Below are 12,858 nucleotides of genomic sequence, written 5' to 3' on the forward strand. Positions count from 1 at the left end.
GGGGGGCCACCCGCCCCCCCCCGCTCACCCGGCCCGGGGGGGGGGGGGGGGGCCCCCCGCCCCCCCCCCCGGCCGGGGGGGGGGGGGGCCGGCCCCCGGGCGGGCCCCCCCCCCCCCCACCGCGACCGACCACAATCGTCGTATGAGTACAGCGATCACCCTGGGCGAGTTCCTCCGCAGCCGCCGCTCCCTCCTGCGTCCCGAGGACGTGGCCCTGCCGGACTTCGGAGGCCGGCGCCGGGTCGCGGGCCTGCGCCGCGAGGAGATCGCCCAGCTCGCCGGAGTGAGTGTCGACTACTACACCCGGATGGAACAGGGCCGTGTGCCCAACCCCTCGGACGCGGTGCTCGGCGCCCTCGGCCGCGCACTGCGGCTGGACGGGGACGCCACCCGGCACCTGCACCGCCTCGCCCGGCCCCGGTCCGGCGCCGGGCGCGTCCCTCGACGCCGGGACCGGCCGCAACGCGTGCGGCCGATGCTCCGGCGGCTGCTGGACGAACTGACGGACACGCCGGCCCTCGTGATGGGCCGGCGCATGGACGTCCTGGCCTGGAACACGGCGGCGTGCGCCCTGCTCGGCGACTACGCGGCCATGGACGGGGCCGAGCGCAACATCGCCCGCATCACCTTCCTCGACGAGACGTCCCGGGAGCTGTACGCGGACTGGGCCTCCTGCGCCCGCGAGAACGTGGCCTACCTCCGCCTGGACGCGGGGCGGCACCCCGACGACCCCCGGCTGGCCGGCCTGATCGGCGAGCTGTCCATGCGCAGCGAGGACTTCCGCCGCTGGTGGGCCGAGCACCCGGTGCAGGACAAGACCTCGGGGACCAAGCGGTTCCACCATCCGCTGGTCGGCGATCTGGAGCTGGCCTACGACACGCTGCGCCCGGCGGACGATCCCGAGCAGGCGCTGATCACGTATGCCGCGGAGCCCGGCAGCGCCTCGCACGACGCGCTGCGGATGCTGCTGGCCTGGACCGCCGCGGCGCCTTCGCCGGAGCCGACCGCGCACCCCGCGCGCTGACAGGCCCGTGCCGTCCCCCGGGAGCCGCCGGGAGCGCCGCGCCGCCCCCGGGATCCGCCGCCGGGACCGCCGCGCCGCAAGAGCAGTGAGCGGTGGGCACGGTCCCTGCGGGGCTCCGCGTCCGCGGGGCGCGCTCGGGGCCCCGCTCCGGCCCGTGCCGGGTCCGGCGCGGCGGGGAGGCGGGCGGGCCGTCCTCCCGCGGCGGGTCAGCGGCGGCGGACGCCCGCCTCCTCGCCGTACTCGCCCAGCACGACGACGGAGAAGAAGGTCTCCGCGAACACCCTGACCGCCCGGACGGCGTCGCCGAGGCGGTGGCGGGGGTGGGGCGCGGTTCCGATGGCGGTGGCACCGCGGCGCGGGGCGCCCGGGCCCACCGGGTTGCCGGGGGTGAAGGTCGCTGTGCTCATGTATCCAGGGTGCGCCTTCTCACCCGCTCGGAGCATCCCTCCCCGGGCCTGGTGCGGAGCCCCGGCGGCTACGACCCGGGGCGGTCTCCTCTCCGCTTCCGGGAGGACCCGCCCCTGAGGCGGTCTGAGGGTCGCCGCACCCCGGCCCCGTCCGCACGAGGGCGCGGCCGGGGCGACGGCCGCCCGACCCGGGGGCGCCCGCACCCGGCCCCCGGGCGGGGAAATCCGTTCGCTCCCGGGCTGCGCTCTGACTAGAATCGCCGGCTTGCCCCGGGCCGCGCCCGGGGTCTCCCGCCTCCCTTCGCCGGAGTGCCGCCGCCCGGACGGAAACCGGCCGGTCCGCCATGTCGTGATCACGCCGCACCATCGAGCCGGAGGCAAGCCGTGCCCGCGCACGTTCCCGTACCCGCGACCGAGTCCGCCGACGACGCACCCGCCGCGCCGTCCCCCGAGCCCGCCGCCCCCGAGCCCGGCCCCGGCCCGCTCGGGAGGGAGCGGGCGCACCTCACCGCCTCCCGGGCCGCGCTGCGCGCGATGCGGGAGGACGTGCAGTCGCTGGACATCCGGGACGTGACGGCGAACTGGGTCAACGCGGCGGTCCTGGAGGCGCAGATCGAGGCACGGATCAAGGCCCTGGCCGACCTCGCGCACACGCCGCTGTTCTTCGGGCGGCTCGACTACCTGCTCAGCGCGCAGGAGGGCCAGAGCTTCTACATCGGCCGCCGTCATGTGCACGACGCCGAGGGCGACCCGATGGTCGTCGACTGGCGCGCCCCGGTGTCGCAGCCCTTCTACCGTGCCTCGCGCCGGGACCCCCAGGACGTCGCCCTGCGGCGCCGGTTCGGCTACACGGGCGGGGAGCTCACGGCGTACGAGGACGAGCACCTGACCGACCCGGAGGAGGTGGAGCGCACCTCGCGGCTGCTCCAGGCGGAGATCGAGCGGCCGCGCGTGGGCCCGATGCGGGACATCGTGGCAACGATCCAGCCCGAACAGGACGAGATCGTCCGCAGCGGGCTGTCCGGGACGGTGTGCGTGCAGGGCGGCCCGGGCACCGGGAAGACGGCCGTGGGCCTGCACCGGGTGGCCTACCTGCTGTACGCGCACCGGGAGCGGCTGGCCCGGACCGGCACCCTGGTGATCGGGCCGAACCGCTCCTTCCTGCACTACATCGAGCAGGTGCTGCCCGCCCTCGGCGAGCTGGAGGTGCGGCAGTCGACGGTGGACGAGCTGGTCGCCCACGTCGAGGTGCGGGGGGCGGACGACGCGCGGGCGGCGGTGGTGAAGGGCGACGCGCGCATGGCGGAGGTGCTGCGGCGGGCGGTCCGCTCGCATGTGTCGATGCCGTCCGAGGCGGTCGTGGTGGTGCGCGGGTCGCGGCGCTGGCGGATCCCGGCGTACGAGCTTCAGGAGATGGTCCGCGAGCTGCTGGAGCGCGACATGCGCTACGGGGCGGCCCGGGAGGCGCTGCCGCAGCGGATCGCGCACGCGGTGCTGGTGCGGATGGAGCAGGCGGGCGAGGCGCCGGACGACCGGATCCAGGACGCGGTGGCCCGCAACCCGGCCGTGAAGGCCGCGGTGAAGGCGCTCTGGCCCCCGGTCGACCCGGCGAAGGTGGTGCTGCGGCTGCTGTCCGACGCCGCGTTCCTGGCCGAGCACGCCGAGGGGGTGCTCACCGCGGAGGAGCAGGCGGCGGTGGTGTGGGCGAAGCCGCCGCGCAGTGTGCGCTCGGCGCGGTGGTCCCCGGCGGATGCGGTGCTGGTCGACGAGGCGTACGACCTGGTGCGGCGCACGCAGTCGCTGGGTCATGTGGTCCTGGACGAGGCCCAGGACCTGTCGCCCATGCAGTACCGGGCGGTGGGCCGCCGCTGCTCGACGGGGTCGGCGACGGTGCTGGGCGACCTGGCGCAGGGGACGACGCCCTGGGCGACCGGTTCGTGGGCGGACGCGCTCGGGCATCTGGGCAAGCCGGACGCGGCGGTGGAGGAGCTGACGGCGGGCTTCCGTGTGCCGCGCGAGGTGATCGCCTACGCCTCGCGGCTGCTGCCGCACATGTCCCCGGGCCTGGCGCCGGTGTCCTCGGTGCGGGAGAACCCGGGGTCGCTCGTGGTCCGCGAGGTGGCGCAGGAGGAGCGGGACGCGGCGGTGGTGGCGGCCTGTACCGGGTCGCTGGCCCGTGAGGGCTCGATCGGGCTGATCGCCGCGGACGACCGGGTCCCGGACCTGGCGCGGGCCCTGGCGGCGGCGGGCATGGCGCACCTGGAGCCGGGGACCGAGACGACGGCCGCCTCCCGGCTGACGCTGGTCCCGGCCTCGCTGGCCAAGGGCCTGGAGTACGACTACGTGGTGCTGGACGAGCCGGCGGCCGTGGTGGCGGGCGAGCCGGACCTGCGGACGGGGCTGCGGAGGCTGTACGTCGCGCTCACCCGTGCGGTGTCGGGTCTGACGGTGGTCCACGCCCGGCCGCTGCCGCCCGAGCTGCACTGACGGCAGGCGGGAGGCGGCAGGCGGCAGACGTCTGGCGGTAGGCGGCGGGACGGGCCGAGACCCGCCCGGGCCGGACGGCGGCACAGGCCGAGACCACGCCACCCGCCACCCGCCGTCCGCCGTCCGCGACCCGACCCGTCCCCGGCCGCACCGGCCCGCAGGCCGGGCGCCGATCCGCCCCCGGGACAGCGCCCGGCCCGGCGGGCCGCCGGTCGCCCGGGCCTCCCGGCAGGCGCACCTCCGCTAAATAGGTCACTTGACCTATAGTGGTCCCATGAACGACGAACTCCTCGACGAACTGCAGTGGGACCCCGCCGGCCCCGTACTCGTCACGGGCGGCTACGGCACCGTGGGCGCGGAACTCTCCCGGCTGATCGGCGCCGGCGGTCTGCCGGTCCTGATGACCGGCCGCACCCCGGAGCGCGGCCGGGAGCTGGCCGCGCGCCTCGGCGCCGAGGTCCGCGCCTGGGACCTCGCCTCCCCGGCCCCCTTCCGGGCCGCCGTGCGGGCGGTGGTGAGCGCCGTCAACGACCCCGAGGACCGCGTGCTGCGCGCCGCCGCGACCGCCGGGGTGCCCCAGGTGGACGTCACCCGGTGGACCGCCCGGCTCCAGCGGGCGGTCACCGTGGCCGCCCTGACCCGCACCTCCGCGCCGGTCCTGCTCTCCTCGGCCTGGATGGGCGGCGTCACCAGCCTCGTCGCCGCGGCCCTGGCCCGGGAGCTGGGCGGCGCCGAGCGCGTCGAGACGGCAGTGCGCTGGGACATGGCGGACCGGGCCGGTGCGGACTCGGTGGAGTTCATGGACCGGCTCGGCATCGGCTTCGAGGTGGTGGAGGACGGCAGGCGCAGGCTCGCCGCCCCGCTGAGCGGGGCGCGCACCGTCCGGATCGGCACGGAGCAGATGCGGGTCGCGCGCATCGACACCCCCGAGCAGTACACCCTCCCGCTCACCCTGGGCACCGCCACCGCCGCCACCCGTATCGGCTTCAGCTCCCCCGCCGCCACCCGGATGCTCCTCGCCCTGCGCGGCACGGGCTTCTTCCGCTGGGGCGGCGGCGACCGCTGGACCCCGGCCCGCCGCGCCCTGCTCCACTCCCCCGGCGACGGAGGCACCGCACGGCTCCGTGTCGACGTGGCGCACGCGGGCGCCACCCGCACCGCCACCGTCTCGGACCCGGCCGGGCAGAGCCATCTGACGGCCGTCGGCGGCTATCTGGGTCTGCTGCGGGTGCTCGGTGCCGACGGGGCGCCCGCCCCCGAGGGCGTGGTCTTCCCGGAGCAGCACCCCGACCCCGCCGCCGCCCTGGAGCGGCTGGCCGCGCACGGCGTGCTGGTCGACATCGAGCGGGCCGGGGCCGCGGGGCGGCGGGGGGCGGCCGCGTGACCCCCGAGCCCTCCGGCCGCCCGGCCACGGCCAAGGGCCTCCGGCGCCGCGCCGAACTGCTGGACGCCGCCGAGCGCCTGCTGTCCGCGTCCGGCGGGGCGCAGCTCACGCTGCGCGCGGTCGCCGACGAGGCGGGGGTGCGCCTCGGGCACCTCCAGCACTACTTCCCCTCCCGGGCCGAGCTGGTGGCCGCACTGCTGGACCGGGTGCTGGAGACCTCGCTCGCCCGGATCGCCGAGCGCACCGGCCCGTCCGCGGGCGCCGACCCCGCCTCGGTGCTGGACGCGGTCCTCGGCGACCACGACGACGCCGCCCTGGTGCGGCTGTTCACCGAGGTGTGGTCGATGGCGGCGCACGACCCCGCGGCGGCCGCCGCCGTGCGCTCCTTCTACGCCGGGTACGTCGCCCACCTCACCGGGATCGTCCGGCACCGGGTGCCGGGGCTGGGCGAGGCCGCGGCGCGTGCCCGGGCGGAGGTGTTCGTGATGACGGCTGAGGGGTCGGCGCTGTTCCGCTCCGGCATCGCCGGAGCGCGCGGCCCGGAGGCGGACGCCGTCCTGCGCCGCACGCTCCTCGGGCTCCTCACCGGCCCCGCCTCCCCCTGACGGGGCCCCTGGCCCGGCGCGGGCGGTGTGACCTCGGTCTCAGCAGGTCAACCGCGCCGGGCCCGTGCTGCGTAGGTGCGGGTGTACCGCCCTGACCAGCAAGGAGAGCCGCGTTGACCGAAGAGGAGTTCGCCACCTTCTACGCGCAGGCCGCCGGGCGGATCACCGGCCAGGTGTACATCATGACGGGGGACTTCCACGAGGCCCAGGACGTCGTGCAGGAGGCGTTCGTCCGCGCCTGGGACCGCAGGCGGGCGCTCGACCGGGGGCTGGGACCGGAGGCATGGGTGCGCACCGTCGCGTGGCGGCTGGCGGTCAGCCGCTGGCGGCGGGCCCGCCGGGGGCGGCTCGCCTGGCTCCGCAGCGGGGGGCCGCCACCGGCCGGGGCCCCCGATCCCGGCATGGTGGACGTGGCGGCGGCACTGCGCCGGCTGCCCGCCCGGCAGCGCCAGTGCGCGGCGCTGTACTACGTGTGCGATCTGCCGGTGGAGCGGATCGCGGCGGAGACCGGGCTGTCCACCGGGACCGTCAAGACCCATCTGTCGCGGGCCCGGGCCGGGTTGGCCGCGAGCCTGGACCACCCCGTCGACGCGAGCGGGGGCCGCGATGCGTGAGGAGGAGCCGATGGCCGAGCACGGGGACCGGCTGGCCGGTCTGCTGCGGGACGCGGCACGGGAGGCGGCGGTCCGCGCACGGCCCGTCGGCCTCGCCGCCGTCGCGGCAGGGGGGCGGCGGCGCCGCAGGAGGCGGCTCGCGGCGATGGCGGGCACGGCCACGGTGTGCACTGCGGCGGTGGTCGCCTTCGCCGTGGCGGGCGCGGCCGGGGGGCGGGAGGGCGTGCCGCCCGCGTCCCCGGACGGCGTCCCGACGGCACCGCCCTGGTCCGGTACGCCCTCCCCGCCGGAGGTCACCGGCCCGCCGCCCACGCCCACCCGCGCGCCGTCGGAGTCGGTCCCGCCGACGGGCCCCCCGGCCGGGCCGGAGGGGAGCCGTCCCCCGTCCGCCACGGGAACCGCCTCCGACCCCACCGGGACCGCCCCCGCCGACGGGCCCCCTACCGGGGCCGGGGGCGCGTCGGGCACGGAGTTCCCGGACGGGGCCTCCACGCTCCCCGCCGGTCTCCCCCCGGGCGGCGGGCCCTCCGCCTGACGCGGGGGCGCGGGCACGGGGCGTGATCCGCGTCTCGGCGGTCAACCCGGCGGCCGACCGGGGGCGTAGGCGGGTCACAGGTCCCCGACGCGAGGAGCGCCCCGCATGCCCCAGCCCACCGCCACCGCCCCGGAGGCGGGCCCGTCGGGGCTCCCCCGGCCGTCCGTTCCCGGCCGCCCCGGCACGCCGGGCCCTCGGCCCGCCGGACAGGAGCACCGGGCACCGCGGCGCCGGACACCCGGACGGGGGCGCGGCCGCACCGCGGCCCGGGCGGCGGCGGTGCGCGCGTCCGCCGGGGCGGCGGTGCGCGCGTCCGCCGGGGCCGCGGTGCGCGCCGCCGGGCCGGTGCTCGCCGCCTACGCCGCCTCGACGGCGCTGCACCTGGCGATGCTGGCCCTGCTCCGCCGTCCGGCCCGCGGCTCCGTGCAGGACCATCTGCTCTCCTGGGACGCCCGGCACTTCCTGAGCATCGCCGCGGACGGCTATCCGGACGGCTTCAGCCGCACCCCGGACGGCGAACTCACCGGCAACGAGCTGGCGTTCCTCCCCCTGTACCCGCTGGTCTCGCGTGCCGCGTCCGCGGTGCTGGGCGCCTCCGCCGGGGCCGGGGCCCTCGTCGTGGCCCATCTCGCCCTCCTCGCCGCCCTGTTCGCCGTGCACCGGCTGGTGCTGGGCCTGTACGGCCCGCGGACGGCGGCGTTCGCGGTGGTGCTGCTCTGCGCCGCGCAGCCGATGGGGATCGTCTTCGCCATGGGGTACAGCGAGTCGCTGTTCCTGGCCCTGGCCGCGGGGGCGCTGCTCGCCTGCCGCCGGGAGGCGTGGCTCACCGCGGGGGCGCTGGGCTGCCTGGCCGGTCTGACCCGCCCCACGGCCGCGGCGGTGGCACTCGCGGTGGCGGTGGCGGCGGTGCAGTCGGCGGCCGCCGGGCGGCGGGTGCGCTGGCGGCCGGTGGCGGGCTCGGCACTGGCCTGCCTCGGCACACCGCTCTACCTGCTCTGGGTGGGGGACCGGCTGGGGCGGTGGGACGCCTGGTTCCGCATCCAGCAGGCCGGGTGGGGGACGCACTGGGACGCGGGGGCGCGGTTCGCGGGCTTCCTGCCCGACGCGCTGGTGCGCGAGACGGGGTGGGTTCCCGTCAGCACGGCCGTGCTGGTGCTCGGTGTGATCCTGCTGACGGCGGCCGCCTGGCGCGGTCCCGGCCGGTGCGTGCCCGGGGTGCTGCCGCTGGCGGTGTACGGGACGGCGGTGGTGGTCCTCGCGCTGGGGCAGAGCAACTACTACCACTGCAAGCTGCGCATGCTGGCACCCGCCGTGCTGTTCCTGCTGCCGCCCGCTCGGGCGCTGGCCGCCGCCCGTCCGCGCACGGCGGCAGCGGCGGCGGGCGGCGCGGCGCTCTTCGGGACGTGGTACGGGGCGTCGATGCTGGCGACCTGGCCCTACGCGGTCTGACGGCCCGTGGGGCCGCGCCGGGCCGGGCCCGGGTGGCGCCGGCACCGCCCGGGCGCCGGGCGTCGCGGCGGGAGCAGGGCGCCAACCGTCGGCGCAGGAGCCAGGGCCCGGGCGCGGCCGTCGGGCCGGGCGGTCACGAGCGTCCGCAGCGCCGGTGCGCGCGGACGGGCCGCGCCGCGCCGGGCCCGGCCGGGCCGGTGCTACGCGTCGAGCGCCTCGCGCCAGACGCGGACGGCGTCCGTGGAGACGGGGGCCGACCAGCCGTCCGGGCGGGCGGCGCCGCCGATGTGGAAGGCGGCGACTCCGGCGCGGCGCAGCCCGGGCACGTGCTCCAGGCGGAGCCCGCCGCCGACGAGGAGCGTCGGCCCGTAGCCGGGCTCGCCGCGGCGGGCGGCCTCGGCGGTGAGGGTGGCGAGGCCGTCGTCCACCCCGGCGGCCGACCCGGCGGTGAGGTAGGTGTCCAGGCCCGGGAGTTCCGCGAGCTGCTTGCGCAGGGCTCCGCGGTCGGCGCAGTGGTCGATCGCGCGGTGGAAGGTCCAGCGGCAGCCCTCGATCTCGGTGGCGAGGCGCTCGACGGCCGCGGTGTCCGGCAGTCCCTGGTCGTCGAGGAAGCCGAGGACGAACTCCTCGGCGCCCTCCTCCCGCAGCGCCCGCGCCGTCTCGGCCAGGGTGTCGAGTTCGCGCGGGCCGCCCGCGGAGAACCCGTCGGTGCGGCGGAGCATCACCCGCAGCGGGATGTCCACCGCGTCCCGGATGCGCGCGAAGGTGTCGCGGGTGGGCGTGAGGCCGTCGGCCGCCATGTCGGTGACCAGCTCCAGCCGGTCCGCTCCTGCCGTCTGCGCGGCGACCGCGTCCCGCGGGTCGAGGGCGATCACCTCAAGGAGTGCACGGTTGCTCATGGGGCCCATTCCTCCAGGAAGGTACGAGGTGCCGCCTCCGCGGCCCCCGAACGGCCGAAGAGGTCTAGTCCAATGTCCAGCGTAATACCCCGCTTCTCCCGTGACAGCCCGCCGGGGCGGCATCCGGCCATGCACACACATCGGCGGCACTTGCCTCCCCATACAGGGAGGGGGTATACAGAGAGAGGAAGCAGATACCCCCTAGGGGTATAAACACGAAGGAGGCCGGAGATGCCGACCGCAGCCGCCCGCCCAGCGGACAGCGCAGCCCACGAGGTGGAACTCACCATCGGCGGGATGACCTGCGCCTCCTGCGCGGCGCGCGTCGAGAGGAAGCTGAACCGGATGGAGGGCGTCGAGGCGACGGTCAACTACGCCACCGAGAAGGCGAGGATCGCCTTCGCCCCGGACGTGGTGGTGGCGGACCTCATCGCGACCGTGGAGGCCACCGGCTACACCGCCGAGGAGCCCGCCCCGGCGGCACCCGGGGCGCCCGGAGCGGACGGCGGGGGGCGGCCGGAGGACGAGGACGGGCTCACCCCGCTGCGCCAGCGGCTGGTGACCGCCGTGGTGCTGTCCGTACCGGTGATCGCGATGGCCATGGTGCCCGCGCTGCAGATCGAGTACTGGCAGTGGCTCAGCCTGACGCTCGCCGCACCCGTCGTCACCTACGCGGCCTGGCCCTTCCACCGGGCCGCGTGGACCAACGCCCGACACGGCGCCGCCACGATGGACACCCTGGTCTCGGTGGGCACCTCCGCCGCGTTCCTGTGGTCGCTGTGGGCGCTGTTCTTCGGCACCGCGGGCGTCCCCGGGATGACCCACCCCTTCGAGTTCACCATCGCCCGCAGCGACGGCGCCGGGAACATCTACCTGGAGGCCGCCGCCGGCGTCACGGCCTTCATCCTGGCCGGGCGCTACTTCGAGGCCCGCTCCAAGCGCCGGGCCGGGGCCGCGCTGAAGGCCCTGATGGAGCTGGGCGCCAAGGAGGTCACCGTGCTGCGCGGCGACCGCCAGGAGACCATCCCCGTCGCCGGGCTCCGCACCGGGGACCGCTTCCTCGTACGCCCCGGGGAGAAGATCGCCACCGACGGCACGGTCGTCGAGGGCTCCTCCGCCGTCGACGCCTCCATGCTCACCGGCGAGTCCGTCCCGGTGGAGGTGGCCGCGGGCGACCGCGTCACCGGCGGCACCCTGAACGCGGGCGGCCGCCTGGTCGTCGAGGCCACCGAGGTCGGCGAGGACACCCGGCTCGCACGGATGGCCCGGCTCGTCGAGGACGCCCAGAACGGCAAGGCCGCGGCCCAGCGGCTCGCCGACCGGATCTCCGCCGTCTTCGTCCCCGTGGTCATCGCGCTCTCCGTCGCGACCCTCGGCTTCTGGCTCGGCAACGGCGCCGGGCTCACCGCCGCCTTCACCGCGGCCGTGGCGGTCCTGATCATCGCCTGCCCGTGCGCCCTGGGCCTGGCCACCCCCACCGCCCTGATGGTCGGCACCGGACGCGGCGCCCAGCTCGGCATCCTGATCAAGGGGCCCGAGGTCCTGGAGACCACGCGCGCGGTCGACACCGTCGTCCTGGACAAGACGGGCACGGTGACCACCGGCCGGATGGAGCTCCTGGCCGTGCGCACCGCCGGTGCGGTCGACGCCGACCGGGCCCTGCGGCTCGCCGGTGCCCTGGAGCACGCCTCCGAGCACCCCGTCGCCCGTGCCGTCGCGAGCGCGGCCGCCGAGCGCACCGGCCCGCTGCCCGCACCGGAGGACTTCGCCAACGTGCCCGGCCTCGGCGTGCGCGGCACGGTCGAAGGGCACGCCCTGCTCGTCGGACGCCCGCGGCTGCTGGAGCAGCAGGGGATCGACCTGCCCGCCGCCCTGGCCGAGGCCCGTGCCGCCGCCGAGGCCGGCGGCCGCACCGCGATCGCCGTCGCCTGGGACGGCGAGGCCCGCGCGCTCCTCGAAGTCGCCGACGCGGTCAAGGACACCAGCGCCGAGGCCGTCCGCCGCCTGCGCGCACTGGGGCTCACCCCCCTGCTGCTCACCGGCGACAACCGGGCCGTGGCCGAGGCGGTCGCCGCCGAGGTCGGGATCGAGGAGGTCGTCGCCGAGGTCATGCCCGAGGACAAGGTGGACGTCGTCAGGCGGCTCCAGGAGGAGGGCCGGACCGTCGCCATGGTCGGCGACGGGGTCAACGACGCCGCCGCCCTCGCCCAGGCGGACCTCGGGCTCGCCATGGGCACCGGCACCGACGCGGCCATCGAGGCGGGCGACCTCACCCTGGTCCGCGGCGACCTCACCGCCGCGGCCGACGCCATCCGGCTGGCCCGCCGCACCCTGGCGACCATCCGCACCAACCTCTTCTGGGCGTTCGCCTACAACGTCGCCGCCCTGCCGCTGGCCGCGGCCGGCCTGCTGAACCCGATGATCGCGGGAGCGGCCATGGCCTTCTCCTCCGTCTTCGTCGTCGGCAACAGCCTGCGCCTGCGCCGCTTCGGCGCGGCGGGCTGACAGGCCGGGCGCGGGAGCGGGAGGTGCCGCGGGGCCTGCCCCGGGGTGCCTCCCGCTCCCGCGCCCGGCGGCAGAATGAGGCCATGGCCCCGCTCCCCGCGCACCCCGCCCACGACGACCTCCGCGCCCGCTGGCGCGCCACCCTGCTGGCCGCGCTCGGCGACGGCCCCGAGGCCCCGGACCCCCGGGCGACGGTGCCCGGCGCGACCGGCCCGCAGGCGACCGTGCCCGGCGCGACCGGGCCGCAGGGGGACGGGCCCGGCGCGACGGTGCTCGACCGCTACGCCGACGACCTGCTCGGCCGCTGGGCGGAGCCCCAGCGGCGCTACCACACCACCGACCACCTCGTGGCGGTCCTCCACCGGGTCGACGAACTCCGGGAGTACGCGGCCGACCTCGCCGCCGTCCGCCTCGCGGCCTGGTTCCACGACGCCGTCTACCTCCCCGACCGCTCCGAGAACGAGGAGCGCTCCGCCCGTCTCGCCGAGCGGGCGCTGACCGAGCTCGGCGTGGGCGAGGCCCGCACCGCCGAGGTCGCCCGCCTGGTGCGGCTGACCGTGACCCACGACCCCGAGGAGGGGGACGCCGACGGGCAGGTGCTGTGCGACGCGGACCTCGCGGTCCTCGCGGCGGCCCCGGCCGCCTACGCGGCCTATGCGGCCGCGGTGCGCGAGGAGTACGGCTTCGTGCCCGAGGAGCTGTTCCGCGACGGACGCGCCGCGGTGCTGCGCGGGTTGCTGGCCCTGCCGCGCCTGTACCGCACGCCCCACGGGCGGGAGCACTGGGAGGCCCCGGCACGGCACAACCTCACGGTGGAGCTGGAGCTCCTGTCCGCGTCCTGAGACGCCGACCCCCGGGGGAATGACAGGCACGTAGCGCCGGTTGGCACCTGTCGTGCCCGCTCCTTCCGATCACCCGTCACCGCCCGCCCCGCGGACCCCCGGGTCCT

Annotated in this window: 11 protein-coding genes; 9 read left to right on the forward strand and 2 right to left on the reverse strand. The window is 77.5% G+C overall.

Annotation, left to right across the window (positions count from 1 at the left end; genetic code table 11):
• Positions 1–142: 142 nt before the first annotated feature.
• Positions 143–1,024 carry a helix-turn-helix transcriptional regulator gene (locus tag ACGF15_RS20620; protein ID WP_345613589.1) on the forward strand — a complete coding sequence of 294 codons (882 nt, stop codon included), beginning with the start codon at positions 143–145 and terminating at the stop codon, positions 1,022–1,024.
• A 206-nt stretch (positions 1,025–1,230) separates the two neighbouring features.
• Here ACGF15_RS20620 and ACGF15_RS20625 read toward each other — a convergent pair whose 3' ends face one another.
• Positions 1,231–1,431, reverse strand: coding sequence for a hypothetical protein (locus ACGF15_RS20625; protein WP_345613591.1), 201 nt, complete (start codon positions 1,429–1,431; stop codon positions 1,231–1,233).
• A 384-nt stretch (positions 1,432–1,815) separates the two neighbouring features.
• Here ACGF15_RS20625 and ACGF15_RS20630 point away from each other — a divergent pair, with 384 nt between their 5' ends.
• From ACGF15_RS20630 to ACGF15_RS20655, 6 genes are all read left to right on the forward strand, one after another.
• Positions 1,816–3,918, forward strand: a complete 2,103-nt coding sequence (locus tag ACGF15_RS20630) for a UvrD-helicase domain-containing protein (protein ID WP_345613593.1) — start codon at positions 1,816–1,818, stop codon at positions 3,916–3,918.
• A gap of 274 nt (positions 3,919–4,192) precedes the next feature.
• Positions 4,193–5,302, forward strand: a complete 1,110-nt coding sequence (locus ACGF15_RS20635; protein WP_392800811.1) for a saccharopine dehydrogenase — start codon at positions 4,193–4,195, stop codon at positions 5,300–5,302.
• Entirely contained in the window at positions 5,299–5,907 is a 609-nt protein-coding gene (locus ACGF15_RS20640) for a TetR/AcrR family transcriptional regulator (RefSeq protein WP_362610787.1), read from the forward strand. The genes ACGF15_RS20635 and ACGF15_RS20640 overlap by 4 nt, the downstream gene beginning before the upstream one ends.
• Before the next feature lie 113 nt (positions 5,908–6,020).
• The gene (locus tag ACGF15_RS20645) at positions 6,021–6,521 is read left to right on the forward strand and encodes a SigE family RNA polymerase sigma factor (RefSeq protein WP_392800814.1); all 501 of its coding nucleotides are present in this window, start codon (positions 6,021–6,023) and stop codon (positions 6,519–6,521) included.
• A 10-nt stretch (positions 6,522–6,531) separates the two neighbouring features.
• Positions 6,532–7,056 (forward strand): hypothetical protein, encoded by a 525-nt coding sequence (locus ACGF15_RS20650; protein ID WP_392800817.1) that lies wholly within the window; start codon positions 6,532–6,534, stop codon positions 7,054–7,056.
• A gap of 105 nt (positions 7,057–7,161) precedes the next feature.
• Entirely contained in the window at positions 7,162–8,505 is a 1,344-nt protein-coding gene (locus ACGF15_RS20655) for a mannosyltransferase family protein (protein WP_392800820.1), read from the forward strand.
• 200 nt (positions 8,506–8,705) lie between these two features.
• Here the strand turns inward: ACGF15_RS20655 and ACGF15_RS20660 are convergent, their stop codons facing one another.
• The gene (locus ACGF15_RS20660; RefSeq protein ID WP_345613605.1) at positions 8,706–9,404 is read right to left on the reverse strand and encodes a copper homeostasis protein CutC; all 699 of its coding nucleotides are present in this window, start codon (positions 9,402–9,404) and stop codon (positions 8,706–8,708) included.
• 231 nt (positions 9,405–9,635) lie between these two features.
• Here ACGF15_RS20660 and ACGF15_RS20665 point away from each other — a divergent pair, with 231 nt between their 5' ends.
• Together ACGF15_RS20665 and ACGF15_RS20670 are read left to right on the forward strand one after the other, a co-directional pair.
• Positions 9,636–11,909, forward strand: coding sequence for a heavy metal translocating P-type ATPase (locus tag ACGF15_RS20665; RefSeq protein WP_362614712.1), 2,274 nt, complete (start codon positions 9,636–9,638; stop codon positions 11,907–11,909).
• An 83-nt stretch (positions 11,910–11,992) separates the two neighbouring features.
• Positions 11,993–12,751, forward strand: coding sequence for a hypothetical protein (locus tag ACGF15_RS20670; RefSeq protein ID WP_392800824.1), 759 nt, complete (start codon positions 11,993–11,995; stop codon positions 12,749–12,751).
• Positions 12,752–12,858: the final 107 nt, after the last annotated feature.

This window comes from Streptomyces sp. NPDC048001, from assembly GCF_043203115.1.
GTDB lineage: Bacteria > Actinomycetota > Actinomycetes > Streptomycetales > Streptomycetaceae > Streptomyces > Streptomyces sanyensis.

Bases quoted from the DNA above. Each gene is read 5' to 3' on its own strand.
- ACGF15_RS20620 (WP_345613589.1), top strand. From the start codon at position 143: ATGAGTACAGCGATCACCCTGGGCGAGTTCCTCCGCAGCCGCCGCTCC.
- ACGF15_RS20625 (WP_345613591.1), bottom strand. From the start codon at position 1,431: ATGAGCACAGCGACCTTCACCCCCGGCAACCCGGTGGGCCCGGGCGCC.
- ACGF15_RS20635 (WP_392800811.1), top strand. From the start codon at position 4,193: ATGAACGACGAACTCCTCGACGAACTGCAGTGGGACCCCGCCGGCCCC.
- ACGF15_RS20650 (WP_392800817.1), top strand. From the start codon at position 6,532: ATGGCCGAGCACGGGGACCGGCTGGCCGGTCTGCTGCGGGACGCGGCA.
- ACGF15_RS20655 (WP_392800820.1), top strand. From the start codon at position 7,162: ATGCCCCAGCCCACCGCCACCGCCCCGGAGGCGGGCCCGTCGGGGCTC.
- ACGF15_RS20660 (WP_345613605.1), bottom strand. From the start codon at position 9,404: ATGAGCAACCGTGCACTCCTTGAGGTGATCGCCCTCGACCCGCGGGAC.
- ACGF15_RS20665 (WP_362614712.1), top strand. From the start codon at position 9,636: ATGCCGACCGCAGCCGCCCGCCCAGCGGACAGCGCAGCCCACGAGGTG.
- ACGF15_RS20670 (WP_392800824.1), top strand. From the start codon at position 11,993: ATGGCCCCGCTCCCCGCGCACCCCGCCCACGACGACCTCCGCGCCCGC.